The organism is Citrobacter sp. MGH105 (assembly GCF_001037485.2).
Taxonomy (GTDB): domain Bacteria; phylum Pseudomonadota; class Gammaproteobacteria; order Enterobacterales; family Enterobacteriaceae; genus Citrobacter; species Citrobacter portucalensis.
In genome coordinates, this window is record NZ_CP073048.1 from 1,435,168 (window position 1) to 1,456,266 (window position 21,099).

The window sequence follows — 21,099 nt, forward strand, 5'->3', positions numbered from 1 at the left end:
TTAAAGGAGTCACCATGTCGATGACCTGCCCGGATTGTCATGCAGAACTGGAACCACAAAACGGTGTGGCACACTGTGAAAACTGTAGAAAAGATATTCCGTTAGAAGCGCGCTGCCCGGAGTGTCATCAGCCACTCCAGGTGTTAAAAGCCTGCGGCGCGGTGGATTACTTCTGTCAGAATGGTCATGGTCTGATTTCGAAGAAACGTGTGGAGTTTGTGCCGGTTTAATCTGGCTTTTTCTTACGCGTTTTCTTTGCCGTCGTTACGCCTTTCACTTCGCTCTCTACCCAGCCGTCTGACAGGCGGGTAGTGAGCACATCACCGGTTTTTACCTGTTTGGTCTGCTTCAGTACTTTGCCGTCGGTCGCGGTAGTGACGCTATAGCCGCGAGCGAGCGTCGAGAGAGGACTCACCGCTTCAAGATGCGTCACCACATTACCGAAGCGTTCTCGCTGTGCACTTAAACGCGCGCGGATATTCTCTGCCAGACGGTACTCCAGTTGCTGAATACGGGTTTGCGCCCGATAAATTCGCGGCTGTGGGTTTTGCTGGCTCAGGCGTTGACTTACGCGCTGTTGGCGCTGATTGGCCTGCTTAATCTTATTCTCAAGAGCGAAATTCATCCGCTGACGCAGCCGCTCCAGCACGGTCTGCTGACGGGCCAGACGCAGTTGCGGATGTTGCTGTTGCAAACGGTGATGAAGCTGGGTAAAGCGACGAGTACGGTTGGCGATGTAGTAGTCCATCGCCATCTCCAGACGCTGCTGGCCATGCTGAATTTGACGCAGCAGTTCCAGTTGATTGCGGCTGACAATTTCCGCCGCTGCTGATGGCGTAGGCGCCCGTAAATCTGCAATAAAATCGGCAATAGTGACATCTGTTTCGTGGCCGACGGCGCTAACCACAGGAATGTGGCTGGCAAAGATTGCCCGTGCAACGCGTTCGTCGTTAAAACTCCACAAATCTTCCAGAGAACCGCCGCCGCGCCCGACGATAAGCACATCGCACTCGCCCCGCGCGTTCGCCAGCTCAATGGCGCGAACGATCTGTCCTGGCGCATCGTCGCCCTGGACCGCGGTCGGGTAGATAATAACGGGCAGGGATGGGTCACGACGCTTCAACACGTGGAGAATATCGTGCAGCGCAGCCCCGGTTTTCGAGGTAATGACCCCAACGCAGTGAGCCGGAGAGGGTAGTGATTTTTTGAACTGCTGATCGAATAGCCCTTCAGCCTGCAGTTTGGCTTTGAGTTGCTCATATTTTTGCTGCAACAAGCCTTCACCAGCTGGCTGCATGCTCTCAACAATTATCTGGTAGTCGCCACGCGGTTCGTACAACGTAATGTTGGCGCGTACCAGGACCTGCTGACCGTGCTGTGGGCGGAACGTTACCCGTCGATTGCTGTTGCGAAACATCGCGCAGCGTACCTGGGCGGTGTCATCTTTGAGCGTGAAATACCAGTGACCGGAGGACGGCTGAGTGAAATTCGAGATTTCACCGCTGATCCAAACTTGTCCCATTTCCTGCTCAAGCAGCAAACGAACCGTCTGATTTAGGCGGCTTACGGTAAAAATTGAGGTGGTCTGAGAGGATAACATGTGAGCGGGATCAAATTCTAAATCAGCAAGTTATTCAGTCGAAAGTAACATGCTCACAGAGGAGCGCAAGGTTTTTTTGCAAAAAAGTGTGGATGCAATCGGTTACGCTCTGTATAATGCCGCGGCAATATTTAATAACCTCCCAGGTGAGATATTGCCCATGCTACGTATCGCAAAAGAAGCCCTGACGTTTGACGACGTCCTCCTCGTTCCCGCTCATTCTACCGTTCTGCCGAATACTGCTGACCTCAGCACCCAGTTGACGAAAACCATTCGCCTGAACATTCCTATGCTCTCCGCAGCAATGGACACCGTGACGGAAGCGCGCCTGGCAATTGCCCTGGCCCAGGAAGGCGGCATCGGTTTTATCCACAAAAACATGTCCATCGAGCGCCAGGCTGAAGAAGTTCGCCGCGTGAAGAAACACGAATCTGGCGTGGTAACTGACCCACAGACCGTACTGCCAACCACTACTCTGCGCGAAGTGAAAGAACTGACCGAGCGTAACGGCTTTGCTGGCTACCCGGTAGTGACTGAAGATAACGAACTGGTCGGCATCATCACCGGCCGTGACGTGCGTTTTGTGACAGACCTGAACCAGCCGGTTAGCGTATATATGACGCCAAAAGAGCGTCTGGTGACCGTTCGTGAAGGCGAAGCGCGCGATGTCGTTTTTGCCAAAATGCACGAAAAACGCGTTGAGAAAGCGTTGGTTGTTGATGACAGCTTCCACCTGCTCGGCATGATCACCGTAAAAGATTTCCAGAAAGCAGAACGTAAACCTAACGCCTGTAAAGACGAGCATGGTCGTCTGCGCGTTGGTGCAGCGGTAGGTGCTGGCGCAGGTAACGAAGAGCGTGTAGACGCGCTGGTTGCCGCTGGCGTAGACGTTCTGCTGATTGACTCCTCTCACGGCCACTCTGAAGGCGTTCTGCAGCGTATCCGTGAAACTCGCGCTAAATATCCTGACCTGCAGATCATCGGCGGTAACGTTGCTACAGGCGCAGGTGCTCGCGCGCTTGCTGAAGCTGGCTGCAGCGCAGTTAAAGTGGGTATCGGCCCAGGCTCCATCTGTACTACCCGTATCGTGACCGGCGTCGGTGTTCCGCAGATCACTGCCGTTTCTGATGCCGTTGAAGCGCTGGAAGGCACCGGTATTCCGGTTATCGCCGACGGCGGTATTCGTTTCTCCGGCGACATCGCTAAAGCGATTGCTGCTGGTGCTGCCGCAGTGATGGTTGGCTCCATGCTGGCGGGTACTGAAGAATCCCCGGGCGAAATCGAACTGTACCAGGGCCGTTCTTACAAATCTTACCGCGGTATGGGTTCTCTGGGCGCGATGTCCAAAGGGTCTTCTGACCGTTACTTCCAGAGCGATAACGCTGCTGACAAACTGGTCCCGGAAGGTATCGAAGGTCGCGTTGCCTATAAAGGTCGCCTGAAAGAGATCATTCACCAGCAGATGGGCGGCCTGCGCTCCTGTATGGGTCTGACCGGCTGTGGTACTATCGACGCGCTGCGAACGAAAGCAGAGTTTGTACGCATCAGCGGTGCGGGTATTCAGGAAAGTCACGTTCACGATGTGACCATCACCAAAGAGTCCCCTAACTACCGCATGGGCTCCTGATAAGTTTCCGCGCCCGGCTATATGCCGGGCGAATTTGTTTCACTTGCCTCGGAATTAGCGTCAATGACAGACAATATTCATAAACATCGCATTCTCATCCTCGATTTCGGCTCGCAGTACACTCAGCTGGTTGCACGTCGCGTACGTGAACTGGGCGTCTACTGTGAACTGTGGGCATGGGATGTTACGGAAGCACAAATTCGCGAATTCAACCCAAGCGGTATCATTCTTTCCGGTGGTCCGGAAAGTACCACCGAAGAAAACAGCCCGCGTGCGCCGGAATACGTTTTCAATGCGGGCGTGCCGGTGTTCGGCGTGTGCTACGGCATGCAGACCATGGCAATGCAGCTCGGTGGTCATGTTGAAGGTTCTAACGAACGTGAATTCGGCTATGCGCAGGTTGAAGTTCAGACCGACAGCGCGCTTGTCCGCGGTATTGAAGACTCCCTGACCGCAGACGGCAAACCGCTGCTGGACGTGTGGATGAGCCACGGCGACAAAGTGACCGCCATTCCGGAAGGTTTCGTGACCGTTGCCAGCACCGACAACTGCCCGTTCGCTATCATGGCGCACGAAGAAAAACGCTTCTACGGCGTGCAGTTCCACCCGGAAGTTACCCACACCCGTCAGGGTATGCGCATGCTGGAGCGTTTTGTGCGCGACATCTGCCAGTGTGAAGCGCTGTGGACGCCGGCAAAAATTATCGATGACGCCGTTGCCCGCATTCGTGAGCAGGTTGGCAATGATAAAGTTATCCTCGGTCTGTCCGGCGGCGTTGACTCCTCCGTGACCGCGATGCTGCTGCACCGTGCTATCGGCAAAAACCTGACCTGCGTGTTCGTCGACAACGGTCTGCTGCGTCTCAACGAAGCTCAGCAGGTGATGGATATGTTCGGCGACCACTTTGGCCTGAACATCGTTCACGTGGAAGGCGAGCAGCGTTTCCTGGACGCGCTGAAAGGCGAGAACGACCCAGAAGCTAAACGTAAAATCATTGGCCGCGTATTCGTGGAAGTATTTGATGAAGAAGCGCTGAAGCTGGAAGACGTTAAGTGGCTGGCGCAGGGCACCATCTACCCGGACGTGATCGAATCTGCGGCATCTGCCACCGGTAAAGCGCACGTTATCAAATCTCACCACAACGTGGGCGGTTTGCCGAAAGAGATGAAGATGGGTCTGGTTGAGCCGCTGCGTGAGCTGTTCAAAGACGAAGTGCGTAAGATTGGTCTGGAGCTGGGCCTGCCGTACGACATGCTGTACCGTCACCCGTTCCCGGGACCGGGTCTGGGCGTACGTGTGCTTGGCGAAGTGAAGAAAGAGTACTGCGACCTGCTGCGTCGCGCGGATGCTATCTTCATTGAAGAGCTGCACAAAGCTGACCTGTACAACAAGGTAAGCCAGGCGTTCACAGTGTTCCTGCCGGTTCGTTCCGTTGGTGTGATGGGCGATGGCCGCAAGTACGACTGGGTTGTTTCCCTGCGTGCGGTAGAAACCATCGACTTTATGACCGCGCACTGGGCACACCTGCCGTATGACTTCTTAGGCCGCGTCTCTAACCGCATTATCAACGAAGTGAACGGTATTTCCCGCGTGGTGTATGACATCAGCGGTAAGCCGCCAGCTACGATTGAGTGGGAATAACTGCGCCATTTTTTACCTTAATTTGAATTGGTAAATACTAAAAGCCCTCTTTAATAGAGGGCTTTTGTTTAGGTTAAACAGGTTAGGGCAACGATATTGATCGGCTAAGGTAAAAAATTATTTAAACCAACTATCGGCTTTATCTTCGCGAGCTTTACCTTCACTCTTCATGAGATCGCGTCCGCCTTCAGAAATGTTTCTATTGGCATCGGCTTCAGACTGCGTCACGTCGGTTTGCGCGGCTTTACTTTTCAATTCCTGATCGATAAATTCGTTTTCCCTTTTGACCCGCGCTTCTTCCTTAGCCAGAGCCAGTTTCTGCTTCTGAATTTCCAGACTGCGAAGTTCATCTTCATAACCCTGATCTCTTTTCTTATCCTGCAAAGCTTCGGCGTCGCGCTTATCCTGTCGGGCTTGCTTTTCAGCGGCCGCGGCAGCGGCTTTTTTATTAGCGGCTGCCTGGGCACTAGCGCGCCGCTGTTTATCTTGCTGGATCTGCTTATTGCGCTCAGCTACCCAGTCGTCGTGCTGTTTTTTTTCCTCGTTAGCCCCTTGCTGTTCAGCCTGAGCGACTGCCGAAAGCTGATCCTGCAAAGACGATGAAAACGCCGCGCTGCTAAAGATACTGAGAAAGGTCGCCAGAACGATTTTTTTCATGTGTCCCCTCAATCGTTAACTTTTTTCAGGGCATTTCGCGTTTGGCTGAATTCGGGTCTCGTTGTAGTTGGTGGAGATGACTACTGCCAGACCAGTACTAAATTGGCAAGCCTTACCGACCTGCGTTGAAGTGTAAACCTTAGTACCTTCTTTATAGGTTAAAGATACGCCTTCAACTAACGTTTTATCATTGACCATTGAGCCAGCCACAGCGCCCGCTGTACCCCCAGCAACGGCACCAGTCGTAGTGTTGGTATTACTGCGTGATCCCACATTATGGCCGATGACTCCGCCTGCAACTGCGCCAAGAATAGCGCCAGTAGCCTGCGCTGCACGTTTATTTGCCGTATTGTCTACTGCCACTTTCGCGGGCAAAACCGAGATGATGTTGACCGTTTTTGTCTCTTGCTTTGAATTAAGCTGGTCGGTTTGATAAACATCCGCCGCATGCTCGTCAGCGTTAGATTGGCAGCCAGCAATTGAGAAGCAGGCAATGAGTGCTAAAGGTAGGGAGCATTTTTTAAAGTTCATTACTATTCCTTGTTAATCACATCGAAAAAACAATGCATTTAATCTTGCCCGTTAATAAAAGTAAACCTATCGTTTTTCATCAATTAAAGCCTATTTTTTTGTTATATAACAATGTGATATATGATTTTGGTTGTGTCTGTTTTTGAGAGTGCAAATGCGCTCTGTGTATTTTATAGGTGTACTTTATGATCGAGGGAGAATTGGTGGAAATGGTGGGTGGTTTTTGATTCAATCCAATTGTTGTATCAATGCTTTCTCCACTGAAATAGAGAAAGCAATAGATTAATCGACCAGTTGCAGCTGAGACTGTTGCTGAGGTGCGACATGCTGAATACGCACATCCATCTGTGGATAGGGTAGGTCGATGTGGTTGGCGTCCAGCGCCTCTTTAATGTTTTCCAGCAGATCGTAATAGGTATTCCAGTATTCGATATTGGGCACCCATACGCGCACGTAAAAATTCAACGCTGAAGCGCCCAGTTCGCCCAGACGAACGGTTACCCCACGTTGCTTATCGATGCGGCTGTCCTGCTCGATAATGTGATTAATAACTTGCTTAACCTCTGCAATCCGACTCTGATAACCCACACCAATCACCAGATCGATACGACGAAAAGGGTGACGGGAATAGTTAATGATGTTGTCAGCGATGATCTTACCGTTTGGAATCACAACTTCTTTGCTGTCCGCGGTGAGCAGGGTGGTGGAGAAGATGTGCACCTTTTCTACTGTTCCGGTGACTGCACCAATCTGCACTACTTCTCCGGCGCGAAAAGGTCGCAGGGAAACCAACAGCACGCCAGCGGCAAAGTTGGAAAGCGAGCTTTGTAACGCGAGGCCAATGGCTAGTCCGGCGGCACCGATGACGGCAATAATGGAGGATGTTTCAATACCGATGCGACCTAATGCGGCGACGACGGAAAAGGCGAGGGTAATGTAACGTACCAGCGCGGTGAAGAACTGAATGATCGTTCTGTCGACTTTACGTTTAAGCAGTAACTTTTCCAGTCCACGAGAGAGCAGACGAGCGATAAATTTACCGATAAACAATAAGATCACGGCGGCAACGATATTCCAGCCGAATTGAATGACAGCATCGCTGTGCCCGGCGATCCACTCAAGGCCGCTTCTTATTTTCGGGAATAATAAAAAACCACTCATGGTATTACCCTGTAGTATTTAAAAATGATAACAATTCAAATAACTATTTAATTTTCATGCGAAATATAAATGCTTGCGTCAGTGATATTTGCTGGTGATATTAATTAGCGTTTATTTGAGCACTGTTTGTCTTTTTATGTCCGTTAAACCGGAACGTAAAAATCAGCGCGAATGGTGCGGTGAAGTGGGATGAAAAGATTGTGCATTTGTGCGAAAAATATGGCCGATTATCTGATAATTAAGCGAGAGAGGAGGGATGTGTGTAAAGTTTCATCACTCAAATCCCTTACCGGATGGTTAAATGTCAGGCGATTAGCCATCCGGTAAGGAATCTTAATGCTGGGGGTATCACAGGCGCGAGCGATCAATGTACGTCGATTTGTGCAGAAGATGTCTGTTGCGGCTGAGTGGTCTGCTGAGATTCTTTTTTGTCCTGGTGGTGATGCCATGCACCAATGGCGGAGTAGACGAAGCGTCCGAAGAAGAAGAGAAAGCTGATAAGCAGTACGATCCGGATCATGCGACTGTTAAATCGGTGTCGTTTGCGTAGGCTGGTAACCTGGCTCACAAAAGGTTCCTTGTAGTGTACCCAACTGAGGGCGATACTCACATTAAGGCACACTGAGAGGAAATGGTCAATTCTTCCTTATGTAAAATTGCTTCGGTTGTTTTATCTTCTTATGTTATGGAAATTAATATTATTATTTGCATGAATAATGTATTAACGATAAAAAATAATGAAAAGAGTAATAATTGATGAATGAGGGGCATTTTTTTTGATATGTATCAAGCATTACACGTTGCTGACAACTAAAATCGATGAATCATTGTGATGTATTTTACTTTATCGTTTTAAAGTCAGGTGGGATGCCTGTCTGAATACCCCCTACAGGATGTGTGGGATTCTACTGAGCATCTATGAAACTCAATAAAAATTATATTGATATTAGAGATAGATGGTGGGCATTACCTCTCATCTTACCTTCTTTGTTGTTGCCTATATTGAGCACTGCCACCACCTATGCCCATATTAGTACGGGGACCGTAATTCTTTTCTACCTGCCGTTAGCGCTGATGATTAGCCTGATGCTTTTTTTTGGCTGGGCGGCATTGCCAGGTATTATCATTTCCATTATCTGGTACAAATATCCGCAGGTCGGGTTATTTGAAACACTTTCAATAATTTCGCACTTTATAGTTACAGTCGTGCTTAGCTGGGGAGGATATAAAGTATTTTCTCCCCGACGAAACAACGTTTCCCACGGCGACTCTCATCTGTTGTTTCAGCGTATGTTCTGGCAAGTCTTCTGCCCGGCTACGCTGTTTCTGATACTCTTTCAGTTTGCCGCATTTGTGGGTGTTTATGAAAGCAAATCCGGCATGGTGGGCGTTATGCCCTTCAATACAGGCACATTAATCAACTATCAGTCCATACTCGCGGGGAACCTTGTAGGTGTGCCGCTGTGTTATTTCATCATTCGAACAATTCGCAACCCCTTGCATCTGAGAGGCTATTTTTCTCAGTTAAAGCAGCAGTTTGATACCAAAGTGACTAAAACAGAGTTTGTGGTCTGGTTGATTATATTGACTGTGCTAATGGCAATGTTGTGTATGCCGCTAAATGAACAAAGCTCAATATTCAGCACGAATTATACACTGTCATTGTTACTGCCTGTCATGCTGTGGGGGGCAATGCGTTACGGTTATAAATTTATTTCGTTGATATGGGCGGTCGTACTTATTACCGCAATCCATTATTATCAGCGCTATATGCCCTGGTATTCGGGCTATGATACGCAGCTTGCTATTACCTCATCAAGTTATCTGGTTTTTTCCTTCATCGTGAATTTCATTGCTGTCCTTGCAACGCGTCAACGTTTTGTTACCCGGCGCAACCATCGCCTGGCCTTCTTTGACCCTATGGTGCATATTCCGAATTTGCGCGCTTTGAACCGGGATTTGAAAAACGCGCCATGGTCAGTGCTTTGCTTTTTGGGTGTTCCGGGCATGGAGCTGCTGGTGAAAAATTACGGCATTATGCTGCGTATCCAGTACAAGCAAAAACTGGCTCAGTGGATAACACCGTTGCTTGAACAGGATGAGCATGTCTATCAATTGTCAGGTAATGATTTAATCCTGCGTTTTAACACTGAGCTACACAAGGAACGCATTGAAGCACTGGACAGGCATATCAAGCAGTTTCGTTTTGTCTGGGACGGAATGCCTTTGCAACCGCAGGTTGGGATCAGCTTTTGCTATGTCCGTTCTCCTGTTAACCATATCTATTTGTTGCTGGGAGAGTTAAGTACCATTGCCGAATTATCGCTGGCAACCAATTCACCAGAGAATTTGCAGCGGCGTGGTGTGATGCACCTGCAACGCGACCTGAAAGATAAGGTTGCGATGATGAACCGTATTCAGCAGGCGCTGGAGAACAATCGTTTTTTCCTGAAGGCGCAGCCGATTTTTGGCGTACGTGGCGACGTTTATCACGAAATCCTGCTGCGGCTTGAGGGGGATGACGGTGAAACTATTGCCCCTGATAGTTTCTTGCCGGTAGCCCATGAGTTTGGTTTGTCCTCCCGTATCGATCTGTGGGTGATTGAAAATACGCTGAAATTTATGGCGCAGAATCGGGAAAAAATGCCCGCCCACCGGTTTGCTATTAACTTATCACCCACCTCGGTATGTCGCGCGCGCCTTCCTAATGACATCAATCAGTTACTGAATAAGTACAAGGTTGAAGCATGGCAACTTATCTTTGAAGTGACGGAAAGCAATGCCTTAACCAATGCGGAACAGGCACAGGCAACGTTGCTGCAGCTGCAATCACTGGGCTGTCAGATTGCAATTGATGATTTTGGTACTGGATATGCCAGCTATGCCCGGCTGAAAAATGTGAATGCCGATATCCTGAAAATTGACGGTAGCTTTATTCGCAATATTGTTTCGAACAGCCTCGACTACCAAATCGTGGCCTCTATTTGCCATCTGGCGCGGATGAAAAGAATGCTGGTGGTTGCGGAGTACGTCGAAAGCGAGGAAATACGCAGTGCGGTTATTTCGCTGGGGATTGATTACATGCAGGGGTATCTGATTGGTGAGCCACTGCCGTTGAATGAAACTCTGGAAAAGCAGGTGCCAGATGAACTGACACCTGCTGAGATCTTATGCGGCGATATCGGGTGAGCTCTCTTCTTCAATTTTGAGTCGCCAGCCTGTTACGGCTTCCCAGTATTGCTGCTCTTTCTCCAGATCGAGCAGCACCAGCGCATTTTGGCTAAACCAGTCATGCGGGAAGCGTAAGGTCCAGTGGCTGTCGTCGGTTATCAGGGTCAAAGTCGGCGGTGTGGTGGTCGCCTGACGCTGATTATTCAATAGCACGCCCAGGCGCAGCAGCTGAATTAACGGCAGAAACTGTTTCTTCTTAAACAGCGTAAAGCGGGGCAAGTCGTCGAGTTTAATCGCTTTGCGATGATAACGAACTAATGTTGCCATCATCAGCTGTTGTTCCTGATTGAAACCAGGTAGATCGCTGTTTTGTAAGATATACGCAGAGTGGCGATGCAGACCGCTGTGGTTGATGTTCAGCCCAACCTCATGCAGCATTGCTGCCCAACGCAGTAACGCTTCCAGTTGGGGATTGGCCAGCTTTGGCTGCTGCGTATGCCACTGGTCGTACATTTGCATCGTCGTTTCTAGTACGCGCCGGGCCTGTTCGCTGTCAATGTTGTACTGGTTCGCCAGGCTGCTGGCGGTACGGCTGCGAACGTCCTGGTGGCGAAATCGGCCTTCCATCTCGTACAGCACGCCTTCACGTAACGCACCATCAGAAAGGCGAAGTTCGCGAATAGCTAACGCGTCAAAAACGCCGCACAGAATCGCGAGTCCGGGTACAAACACTGCTTTTCTTTCTTCTGACAACCCCGGCAAGCTGAGCGCATCAAATGACGCGTGCTTCAACACTTCAGATGTCAGCTTGTCCAGACGTTCGGGGGTGATAAAACCGTCTTTTTCACCCATCTCCAGCAGCACTTCATGGGCTGCTTTAATGGTGCCCGATGCGCCCAGCGCAACGTTCCAGCCCTGAATGCGAAACTGCCAGGTTAAGGTTTCGAGCTTTTGCGCAGCCGCCATGCGGGCACGCTGGAAATTTTCACGGTTAATTACACCGCGCGGGAAGTACATCTGGGCAAAGTTGACGCAGCCCATACGGCGGCTTTCGACCAGTTTAGGCTCGAAATCTTCTCCGATCACCAGTTCTGTTGAGCCGCCGCCGATATCGATAACCAGCTTGCGACCTTTTTCCGGCTGCGTATGTTCAACGCCCATAAAGATCAATCGGGCTTCTTCGTTGCCGGAAATAATCTCAATTGGGTAGGGGATGACTTTTTCCGCTCGCTTGAGAAAATCAGTCGCATTCAGTGCCTGACGCAAAGTATGGGTTCCCACGATACATACGCTTGATGGAGGAAACCCCTGCAAACGTTCGGCGAACAGTGATAAACAGCTTAGCCCGCGCTCCATGGCCTCTTCGCTCAGCTTGTTATCTTCGCCGAGGCCATCCGCCAGATGTACGCGTTGTTTCAGTCGCCCAATAATTTGCATTGCGCCATCAACCACGCGGGCAATGACCATATGGAAACTGTTTGAACCAAGGTCGACCGCAGCAAATTCCTGCGGTCGTGGAGTCTTGTCGTGTATTGGCATATCTTTAGTCAGGTTGCTCGAGTGATTTGATGTAATCGTAAATCGCCAATTGTGACTGAACCTTACGGCGGTTTCCGCGCGGTACGTAGCGATTACTCAGTTCTTTATCAATAAAGCGGGCTTTCACCGTGTCGCTGAACAGGATATCGATAATATCCAGCACGCGTTGCTTAAGACGCGGGTCCAGCAGCGGCGTGGCGACTTCGATACGATAGTCGATATTCCTGGTCATCCAGTCTGCGGAGGAGAGATACACCTGCTTGTCACCCCCGTTCTCGAAGATATAGACCCGATCATGTTCAAGATAGCGATCAACGATGCTGATAACGCGAATATTGTCGCTGATACCTTCCAGATTCGGAATCAAAGAACACATACCACGAATCAACAAATTGACCGGCACACCTGAGCTTGAGGCCGCATAGAGGCGGTCAACCAGACCTTTATCAACCAGGTTATTCAGTTTTAGCGTAATGCCGGAAGGCAGTCCTTGCTGCGCGTTGGCGATCTCTTTGTCGATCATCGCGTACAGCAGACGGCGTGAGTTCTGCGGGGAAACCAGCAGATAATCGAACGTCACCGGGCGATACGGGTTCTCGATGAAGTTAAACACCCGGCGCACTTCGTTGGTAATGCGCGAATCGGCGGTCAGCAACGAGTAGTCGGTATACAGGCGTGCCGTTTTTTCGTTAAAGTTCCCCGTCCCGATATGCGCATAGCGCACGACTTCATCACCTTCTTTACGCGAGATAAGGAACAGTTTGGCGTGAATTTTCAGGCCTGGCGCGGAGAAGATGACATGAACGCCTGCTTCGGTAAGACGCTTGGCCCAATGGATGTTGGCTTCTTCATCGAAGCGGGCCTGCAATTCCACCACCACGGTGACTTTCTTACCGTTGTGTGCGGCATGGATCATTGAATCTATGATGCGTGAATCTTTTGCCACACGGTAGATGTTGATCTTTATAGCCAGCACGCTCGGGTCGAAAGAAGCCTGGCGAAGCAGTTCAAGAACGTGCTCAAAGGTGTGATAGGGGTAATACAGCAGCACGTCGCGTTCACGAACGGCGTCAAAGCCGTTACGAAACTTCTCGTTGTCGAACCAGATATGGCGCAGACGCGGCAGCGGTTTGTTCACCAGGTTAGCTTTGCCAACGTTAGGGAAGTTAATAAAGTCTTTGAAGTTATGGTAACGCCCGCCGGGAACAATCGAGTCGTAGCGAGAAATCGTCAGTTTTTCACGCAGTACCTCGACCAACGCATTGGGCATGTCACGCTGATAGACAAAACGTACAGGTTCTGCGGTCAGACGCTGTTTCAGGCTGGATGACATCAGCTCCATCAGGCTCGATTCCATCTCGTGCACCAAATCGTATTCGGCGTCACGGGTCATTTTCATCGAATAGGCGTTCAGTGCGTCGTAGTCAAAGAACCCTTTGAAAATGTCGTCAAGGCAGTAACGTAATATGTTGTCCAGCAGGATCATCGGTTTGCGACGGCGCGGGGTTTCCGGCGGCAGATTCACAAAACGGGGAACTTTGTCGGAAGGGATTTCCAGCAGCGCGTAGCGGATCGTATCACCACGGATAATTTCTACCGCCAGATAGGTGTAGTCATCTTTCAAAAACTGGACTAAATCCGTCTCGCGGTTAATCAGGATCGGCGTGATGTGCTGGCGAAGATATTGCTTGAAGTAATGACGCAACCAGCTTTGCTGATTGACCGACAACTGGCGTTCGTTGATTAAGAAAATCTGATTGCGCGCCATTTCCAACAGCAACTCGTTGTACAGGCCGTCAAATTCCTGATCGGCTTTTAATACGCGGGCCTGGATTTTGCCTAACAAATGGCGGGAGTGAGAGTTTGAACCCTGTTCTTCGCTAATAATGATTCGGCGCTTCAGTTCGGCAAAACGAACCTTATAAAACTCGTCGAGATTATTGGAATAGATACCTAAGAAACGCATCCGTTCGATCAACGGGTTTGATTTATCAGCAGCTTCCTGGAGTACACGTTCGTTGAACGCTAACCAGCTGAGTTCTTTCTCGATGTATAGCTTTTCCTGACCCATTACCACTTTTACTCCGTTTCATTCACGGGACACTACCGATTTATTATGGCGAGCATTGCTCTCAGATGTCCAACTGTGCCAGAAAAATATGACAATAAACCGTCTGATAGCAAAGAGAAAGGGGGAGCGTAGATGAATACCGGTGGTATTAACCGGAAAAGGTAGTTATGCCTGTAAGCCGGATGGTGACATTCGGCTTACAGGTTGGTTTTTTTATTATTCGTCGGCGGCGTAGCCTTGTGGCGGCAAACGAACGCCATCCAGCCAAGCAGCGTTATCACGCATCTTCAGGCGACCGTCGATAAACCAGCTTACCACCAGCGGGTAAATGGTATGTTCCTGAGCCTGAACCCGTGCCGTGACGTCATCTTCGCTGTCGCCTTCAAATACCGGAACCTTGGCCTGAAGAATGACCGGTCCGCCGTCCAACTCATCCGTTACGAAATGGACTGAGGTACCATGTTCTTCATCGCCGTTTTCCAGTACCTGGCGGTGCGTATGCAGGCCGGGATACTTCGGCAATAAAGACGGGTGGATATTCAGCAATCGTTCAGCATAGTGAGCGACGAACGCCGGGCTGAGGATACGCATATAACCGGCCAGCACCACGACATCGGGTGCATAGGCGTCAATCTCTTGTATCAGTTGGCGGTCGAATGCTTCGCGACTGGCAAACTGGGCGGCTTCCAGCGAGTGTGCCGGAATATTCGCTTCGCGTGCGCGCTCAAGGCCGAACGCATCGGCCTTGTTACTGAATACTGCACGTATGGTGCCATTGATTTTTTTCTGTTCGCAGGCGTCGATTATCGCCTGCAAATTGCTTCCGTTGCCGGAAATGAGCACCACAATGTTTTTCATTCAATGACCACACGCTGTTCGGAATCAGAAGCTTTGATGATACCGATTTTCCATGCGTTTTCACCTTTCTCATTGAGCAAAGCAAGGGCTTTGTCCACTTCCGGAGCTGGCAGGGCGATAACCATACCTACACCGCAGTTAAAGGTGCGATACATCTCATGCTGGCTGACGTTACCCGCCGTTTGCAGCCAGTTGAAGACGGCTGGCCACTGCCATGAAGATTCGTCGATCACTGCCTGCGTGTTGTCTGGCAGAACGCGTGGAATATTTTCCCAGAAGCCGCCGCCGGTCAGGTGGGCAATGGCGTGCACATCAACCTTCTCGATCAGTTCCAGAATGGATTTCACGTAAATGCGGGTAGGGGCCAGTAAGTGATCGGCCAGCGGCTTGCCTTCAAGCTCGGTGGTTTCTGGGTCACAACCGCTGACTTCTACAATTTTACGCACCAGAGAGTAGCCGTTGGAGTGCGGGCCGCTTGAGCCGAGCGCAATCAGTACGTCACCGTCAGCCACTTTTGAACCGTCGATAATCTCTGATTTTTCGACGACGCCAACGCAGAAACCTGCCACGTCGTAATCTTCGCCGTGGTACATCCCCGGCATTTCAGCTGTTTCCCCACCGACCAGCGCACAGCCAGACTGCAGGCAGCCTTCAGCAATCCCGTTAATGACGCTGGCTGCGGTGTCCACATCCAGTTTGCCAGTCGCATAGTAGTCGAGGAAGAACAGCGGCTCAGCGCCCTGAACCACGAGGTCGTTGACGCACATTGCGACGAGGTCAATGCCGATAGTGTCGTGGCGTTTCAGATCCATCGCCAGACGCAGTTTTGTACCAACGCCATCAGTGCCGGAAACCAGTACCGGTTCACGATATTTTTGCGGCAATGCGCACAGCGCACCGAAGCCACCCAGACCACCCATAACTTCCGGACGACGAGTTTTCTTTACTACGCCTTTGATTCGATCAACCAGAGCATTACCTGCATCAATATCAACACCGGCATCTTTGTAGCTAAGAGAGGTTTTATCGGTCACTGCCTGCTTCCCCACATGTTTACTTGCAGTAAAAGTTAAATTCGGCGCAATTCTAACAGGGAAAGCAAACGTTTGCGAGCCTGCTCTGCATCAAGTTTTATCTGCTGGTTTTTTCAGCATTTTACAATCATTTATCTATTTGTTTGAGCTGCGCCACGAAAATGAAACCGGGTACAGTCTTGTGCTTGAATCCTGTTAGGCGATTGCACAGTATCTTACTGAAACCGGTTTCTTTTTTCTGTTGCGGACCTCATCAACAGCGTTTTGCGCAGAGTCATCACGATAGGGGAAGGGTATGTCAGGATTTAAAGCAGATTTCATGTGGGGTGGTGCTGTCGCGGCTCATCAACTGGAAGGTGGCTGGCAGGAGGGCGGAAAAGGCGTCAGCGTTGCTGATGTCATGACCGCGGGAGCGCATGGGGTGGCGCGTGAAATTACCGACGGTGTGATTGCCGGTAAAAATTACCCTAACCATGAGGCCATCGATTTTTATCATCACTATAAAGACGACATAAAGCTGTTTGCCGAAATGGGGTTTAAATGTTTTCGCACCTCTATTGCCTGGACACGTATTTTCCCCTTCGGCGATGAAGAACAACCCAATGAGTCTGGCCTACAGTTCTATGATGACCTGTTTGACGAATGCCTGAAATATGGCATTGAGCCGGTGATTACGCTGTCGCATTTTGAGATGCCTTACCATCTGGTGACGGAGTACGGCGGCTGGCGCAACCGCAAGCTTATCGATTTCTTTGTCCGTTTTGCCAGGGTGGTATTCACTCGTTACCAGCACAAAGTGAAGTACTGGATGACGTTTAATGAGATTAACAACCAGGCAAATTATCACGAAGATTTCGCGCCCTTTACTAACTCAGGTCTGAAATACCAGCCAGGCGAAGACCGCGAGCCGGTCATGTACCAGGCGGCGCACTATGAGCTGGTGGCAAGCGCGCTGGCGGTAAAGGTCGCGCGTGAGATTAACCCGGAATTACAGATAGGGTGCATGATTGCCATGTGTCCAATCTATCCGCTGACCTGCGCGCCAGACGATATGATGATGGCGATGAATGCCATGCACCGGCGTTACTGGTTTACTGACGTCCATGTGCGCGGCAAATACCCGCGGCATCTTCTCAACTACTTTACCCGTCGTGGCTTTGAACTGGATATCACCGAGGAAGACCGTCAGGCGCTGACCGAGGGCTGCGTTGATTACATCGGCTTTAGCTATTATATGTCTTTCGCGACCCAGGCAACGGCGGACAACCCACAGCTGGATTACGATGAGTCGAAAAGCCTGGTTTCCAACCCGTACGTGCAGAAATCTGACTGGGGCTGGCAGATTGATCCGGTTGGCCTTCGTTATTCACTGAACTGGTTCTGGGATCATTATCAGCTGCCACTATTTATTGTGGAGAATGGGTTTGGCGCCATTGATGTGCGCGAGGACGATGGTACAGTTAACGACCAGTACCGTATCGACTACCTTGCCGCCCACATACGTGAGATGAAAAAAGCGGTGGTGGAAGATGGCGTGGATCTGATGGGATATACCCCGTGGGGCTGCATTGATTTAGTCTCTGCCGGGACAGGGGAGATGAAAAAACGCTACGGATTTATCTATGTCGATAAAAATAATGACGGTAGCGGGACATTAACGCGCTCACCTAAAAAATCTTTTTCGTGGTATCAAAAAGTCATTCAGGCCAATGCTGAATATCTTTAAAATTCATAGCATTGACAGCAAGCCCCGCCATCAGTGCGGGGCTTGTTTTATACTCATCATTCAGACGCAAATGACTTTGGTTGATCCATATCAAGCGTATGCAGTGTTGCGCCAGAGAGGAAAAGCGGTATAATCCGGCGATTTTTTTTGTGGTTGCCATTCGTCTGAGGAAAGGAGAAGAGTATGAAGATCGTGGAAGTCAAACACCCACTCGTCAAACACAAGCTGGGACTGATGCGTGAAAACGACATCAGCACTAAACGCTTTCGTGAACTCGCCTCGGAAGTTGGCAGTCTGCTGACTTATGAAGCAACCGCTGGTCTGGAAACCGAAAAGGTGACCATTGAAGGCTGGAACGGTCCAGTTGAAGTTGACCAAATCAAAGGCAAAAAAATCACCGTTGTGCCTATCCTGCGTGCGGGCCTGGGCATGATGGAAGGCGTTCTGGAAAACGTTCCGAGCGCGCGTATCAGCGTTGTTGGTATGTACCGTAACGAAGAGACGCTGGAGCCGGTTCCGTATTTCCAGAAGCTGGTTTCTAACATCGATGAGCGTATGGCGCTGATCGTTGACCCAATGCTGGCAACCGGCGGCTCTGTTATCGCCACTATCGATCTGCTGAAAAATGCAGGCTGCACCAGCATTAAAGTGCTGGTCCTGGTTGCGGCACCGGAAGGTATCGCGGCACTGGAAAAAGCGCACCCGGATGTGGAGCTGTACACCGCCTCCATCGATCAGGGACTGAACGAGCACGGATACATTATTCCGGGGCTCGGCGATGCCGGCGATAAGATTTTTGGTACTAAGTAAACGAATAAGTGAAAAGAAGCCGACTTTAAGAGTCGGCTTTTTTTTGAATAAAACAACCCAATGGCTAATAACAAACAACACTCAGAGGAAAACACTATGACGCGCCGTGCTATCGGGGTGAGTGAAAGACCGCCGCTTTTACAGACAATCCCGCTTAGTTTGCAGCACCTGTTCGCCATGTTTGGCGCAACGGTACTGGTGCCAGTCCTGTTCCACATCAACCCGGCTACCGTTCTGCTGTTTAACGGCATTGGTACGTTGCTGTATCTCTTTATTTGTAAGGGTAAAATTCCCGCATATCTGGGTTCAAGCTTTGCCTTTATTTCCCCGGTACTGCTGCTGCTGCCGTTAGGGTATGAAGTGGCGCTGGGCGGTTTCATTATGTGTGGCGTCCTGTTCTGCCTGGTTTCTTTCATTGTTAAGAAGGCAGGAACCGGCTGGCTGGATGTCATGTTCCCGCCTGCGGCGATGGGCGCAATCGTTGCCGTCATCGGTCTGGAGCTGGCTGGCGTTGCTGCGGGTATGGCGGGGTTACTGCCTGCTGAGGGGCAATTACCGGATTCAAAAACCATCATCATTTCTATGGTGACGCTGGCGGTAACGGTCTTTGGTTCAGTATTGTTCCGCGGTTTTATGGCGATTATCCCGATTCTGATCGGGGTGCTGGCCGGTTATGCGCTCTCCTTCGTGATGGGTGTTGTGGACACTACGCCGATTGCGCAGGCCCACTGGTTCGCGCTGCCGACGTTCTACACGCCGCGTTTTGAATGGGTTGCCATTCTGACCATCCTGCCAGCGGCGCTGGTGGTCATCGCCGAACACGTTGGACACCTGGTGGTGACGGCGAATATCGTGAAAAAAGATTTGATTCGCGATCCTGGCTTGCATCGTTCTATGTTTGCCAACGGTCTGTCTACGGTAATCTCTGGTTTCTTCGGCTCTACGCCGAACACCACGTACGGCGAAAACATCGGCGTAATGGCGATCACCCGCGTTTACAGTACCTGGGTTATCGGTGGTGCGGCAATTTTCGCCATTCTGCTCTCCTGCGTGGGTAAACTGGCGGCGGCGATCCAAATTATCCCACTGCCGGTTATGGGCGGCGTATCACTGCTGCTGTACGGTGTGATTGGCGCTTCTGGTATTCGCGTACTGATCGAGTCGAAGGTTGACTATAACAAGGCGCAGAACCTGATCCTGACCTCGGTTATTTTGATCATCGGCGTAAGTGGCGCGAAAGTTCACATCGGTGCCGCAGAGCTGAAAGGCATGGCGCTGGCGACCATCGTTGGTGTCTGTCTGAGCCTGATTTTCAAAGTTATCAGCCTGCTGCGTCCGGAAGAAGTCGTGCTTGACGCGAAAGATGCAGACAGTCCGCAACAGTAAATCTCTGACCGGGCGGCAGCGCTGCCCGGTTCTATCGCGACGTATTTCTGTGTTAAACTCAACGCGATTTTATGAAATCCTGGGTTGAGGTATCTCTGAACACACCGGCACAGCTCTCTTTGCCACTTTATCTTCCTGACGACGAAACTTTCGCAAGTTTCTGGCCGGGGGATAACTCCTCTTTACTGGCTGCACTGCAAAACGTGCTGCGTCAGGAACATAGCGGGTATATTTATCTCTGGTCGCGTGAAGGCGCTGGCCGTAGTCATTTGCTGCATGCAGCCTGTGCGGAACTGTCCGCGCGCGGCGATGCGGTAGGCTACGTGCCGCTCGACAAACGCACCTGGTTCGTCCCCGAGGTGCTCGACGGGATGGAGCATTTATCGCTGGTATGCATCGATAACATCGAATGTGTGGCCGGTGATTCGCTGTGGGAAATGGCGATCTTTGATCTCTACAACCGTATCCTGGAGTCGGGGAAAACGCGCTTGCTGATCACCGGCGATCGTCCGCCAAGACAGCTGAATCTGGGGTTGCCGGATCTCGCCTCACGCCTGGACTGGGGGCAAATCTACAAGCTACAGCCGCTTTCCGATGAAGATAAGCTGCAGGCGTTGCAATTACGCGCCAGACTTCGTGGATTTGAACTGCCGGAAGATGTGGGACGTTTTCTGCTAAAGCGTCTGGATCGTGAAATGCGAACGCTGTTTATGACGTTGGATCAGTTAGATCATGCGTCGATCACCGCCCAGCGTAAGCTGACCATTCCGTTCGTAAAAGAAATTCTGAAGCTGTAAGCGCCGCAGCCGAGAAGACTGCGGCAGGTTGCAGGTTAACCGACGATTTCCAGTACCTGCTCAGGCGGACGTCCAATTCGAGCCTGACCTTTGGCAACCACAATCGGGCGCTCCATCAGTTTCGGGTTTTCCACCATTGCCTGAATCAGCGCATCTTCACTCAGATTTTTGTCCGCCAGGTTAAGCGATTTATAGAGATCCTCTTTCTGGCGCATCAGTTCACGCGCGCTGGCCATACCGAGCATTTGCAGCAGTTCGCGCAGGGTTGCTGCGTCAGCTGGCGTTTCCAGATACAACACCACTTCCGGGTCCACGCCGTTGGACTTCAGTAATTCCAGCGTTTCACGGCTCTTGGAGCAGCGTGGGTTATGGTAGATTTTAATCGCGTCTGACATGACTTCTCCTTGCATAACAATACTGCCGGATGGCGGCCAAAAGACCTTATCCGGCCTACATATCGCGTCTGACGTAGGCCGGATAAGACGCGACA

At 50.7% G+C, this 21,099-nt stretch carries 18 protein-coding genes; 8 read left to right on the forward strand and 10 right to left on the reverse strand.

Annotated elements, in window-relative coordinates:
* Window positions 1–14: 14 nt before the first annotated feature.
* Window positions 15–230: a zinc ribbon domain-containing protein gene (locus SK35_RS06680; protein WP_048215787.1), complete on the forward strand. Its 216-nt coding sequence runs from the start codon at window positions 15–17 to the stop codon at window positions 228–230.
* Here SK35_RS06680 and xseA read toward each other — a convergent pair.
* Entirely contained in the window at window positions 227–1,600 is a 1,374-nt protein-coding gene (gene xseA / locus SK35_RS06685; protein ID WP_048215788.1) for an exodeoxyribonuclease VII large subunit, read from the reverse strand. The two genes, SK35_RS06680 and xseA, sit on opposite strands and share 4 nt — an antisense overlap.
* Before the next feature lie 160 nt (window positions 1,601–1,760).
* On the opposite strand from xseA, the gene guaB reads away from it, so the two are divergent.
* Together guaB and guaA are read left to right on the forward strand one after the other, a co-directional pair.
* Window positions 1,761–3,227 (forward strand): IMP dehydrogenase, encoded by a 1,467-nt coding sequence (gene guaB, locus SK35_RS06690; RefSeq protein WP_003037756.1) that lies wholly within the window; start codon window positions 1,761–1,763, stop codon window positions 3,225–3,227.
* Between the two features lie 63 nt (window positions 3,228–3,290).
* The gene (gene guaA / locus SK35_RS06695; protein WP_048216398.1) at window positions 3,291–4,868 is read left to right on the forward strand and encodes a glutamine-hydrolyzing GMP synthase; all 1,578 of its coding nucleotides are present in this window, start codon (window positions 3,291–3,293) and stop codon (window positions 4,866–4,868) included.
* 117 nt (window positions 4,869–4,985) lie between these two features.
* Here the strand turns inward: guaA and SK35_RS06700 are convergent, their stop codons facing one another.
* The 4 genes from SK35_RS06700 to SK35_RS06715 all read right to left on the reverse strand — a co-directional run bounded on the left by SK35_RS06700 (window position 4,986) and on the right by SK35_RS06715 (window position 7,785).
* Window positions 4,986–5,525 carry a DUF5384 family protein gene (locus SK35_RS06700; RefSeq protein ID WP_048215789.1) on the reverse strand — a complete coding sequence of 180 codons (540 nt, stop codon included), beginning with the start codon at window positions 5,523–5,525 and terminating at the stop codon, window positions 4,986–4,988.
* Between the two features lie 15 nt (window positions 5,526–5,540).
* Window positions 5,541–6,056, reverse strand: coding sequence for a glycine zipper 2TM domain-containing protein (locus tag SK35_RS06705; protein ID WP_048215790.1), 516 nt, complete (start codon window positions 6,054–6,056; stop codon window positions 5,541–5,543).
* A gap of 282 nt (window positions 6,057–6,338) precedes the next feature.
* Window positions 6,339–7,217 (reverse strand): small-conductance mechanosensitive channel MscS, encoded by an 879-nt coding sequence (gene mscS, locus SK35_RS06710; RefSeq protein ID WP_032944199.1) that lies wholly within the window; start codon window positions 7,215–7,217, stop codon window positions 6,339–6,341.
* Between the two features lie 364 nt (window positions 7,218–7,581).
* Window positions 7,582–7,785: a YfgG family protein gene (locus SK35_RS06715; protein ID WP_071692595.1), complete on the reverse strand. Its 204-nt coding sequence runs from the start codon at window positions 7,783–7,785 to the stop codon at window positions 7,582–7,584.
* A gap of 350 nt (window positions 7,786–8,135) precedes the next feature.
* On the opposite strand from SK35_RS06715, the gene SK35_RS06720 reads away from it, so the two are divergent.
* Window positions 8,136–10,406, forward strand: a complete 2,271-nt coding sequence (locus tag SK35_RS06720; RefSeq protein ID WP_048215792.1) for a bifunctional diguanylate cyclase/phosphodiesterase — start codon at window positions 8,136–8,138, stop codon at window positions 10,404–10,406.
* Here SK35_RS06720 and ppx read toward each other — a convergent pair.
* The 4 genes from ppx to purM form a co-directional block, all read right to left on the reverse strand.
* Window positions 10,386–11,927: an exopolyphosphatase gene (ppx, locus tag SK35_RS06725; protein ID WP_048215793.1), complete on the reverse strand. Its 1,542-nt coding sequence runs from the start codon at window positions 11,925–11,927 to the stop codon at window positions 10,386–10,388. The genes SK35_RS06720 and ppx overlap by 21 nt on opposite strands.
* A gap of 4 nt (window positions 11,928–11,931) precedes the next feature.
* A complete protein-coding gene (gene ppk1, locus SK35_RS06730; protein WP_032944192.1) occupies window positions 11,932–13,998 on the reverse strand; it encodes a polyphosphate kinase 1 in 2,067 nt (688 codons plus the stop codon).
* A gap of 216 nt (window positions 13,999–14,214) precedes the next feature.
* Window positions 14,215–14,856 (reverse strand): phosphoribosylglycinamide formyltransferase, encoded by a 642-nt coding sequence (gene purN, locus SK35_RS06735; RefSeq protein WP_008785442.1) that lies wholly within the window; start codon window positions 14,854–14,856, stop codon window positions 14,215–14,217.
* On the reverse strand, window positions 14,853–15,890 hold the full coding sequence (gene purM, locus SK35_RS06740) for a phosphoribosylformylglycinamidine cyclo-ligase (protein ID WP_020996702.1): 1,038 nt from the start codon (window positions 15,888–15,890) through the stop codon (window positions 14,853–14,855). The genes purN and purM overlap by 4 nt, the downstream gene beginning before the upstream one ends.
* A gap of 295 nt (window positions 15,891–16,185) precedes the next feature.
* Here purM and SK35_RS06745 point away from each other — a divergent pair, with 295 nt between their 5' ends.
* The 4 genes from SK35_RS06745 to SK35_RS06760 all read left to right on the forward strand — a co-directional run bounded on the left by SK35_RS06745 (window position 16,186) and on the right by SK35_RS06760 (window position 20,609).
* Window positions 16,186–17,616, forward strand: a complete 1,431-nt coding sequence (locus tag SK35_RS06745) for a 6-phospho-beta-glucosidase (RefSeq protein ID WP_048215794.1) — start codon at window positions 16,186–16,188, stop codon at window positions 17,614–17,616.
* Window positions 17,617–17,799: 183 nt separating this feature from the next.
* Window positions 17,800–18,426 (forward strand): uracil phosphoribosyltransferase, encoded by a 627-nt coding sequence (gene upp, locus SK35_RS06750; protein ID WP_003835110.1) that lies wholly within the window; start codon window positions 17,800–17,802, stop codon window positions 18,424–18,426.
* Window positions 18,427–18,522: 96 nt separating this feature from the next.
* The gene (uraA, locus tag SK35_RS06755; RefSeq protein WP_003835107.1) at window positions 18,523–19,812 is read left to right on the forward strand and encodes a uracil permease; all 1,290 of its coding nucleotides are present in this window, start codon (window positions 18,523–18,525) and stop codon (window positions 19,810–19,812) included.
* A gap of 95 nt (window positions 19,813–19,907) precedes the next feature.
* Window positions 19,908–20,609: a DnaA inactivator Hda gene (locus SK35_RS06760; RefSeq protein WP_211924219.1), complete on the forward strand. Its 702-nt coding sequence runs from the start codon at window positions 19,908–19,910 to the stop codon at window positions 20,607–20,609.
* Between the two features lie 35 nt (window positions 20,610–20,644).
* Here the strand turns inward: SK35_RS06760 and arsC are convergent, their stop codons facing one another.
* Complete coding sequence (gene arsC / locus SK35_RS06765; protein WP_048215795.1) at window positions 20,645–21,004, reverse strand: arsenate reductase (glutaredoxin); 360 nt, start codon at window positions 21,002–21,004, stop codon at window positions 20,645–20,647.
* Between the last annotated feature and the right edge of the window lie 95 nt (window positions 21,005–21,099).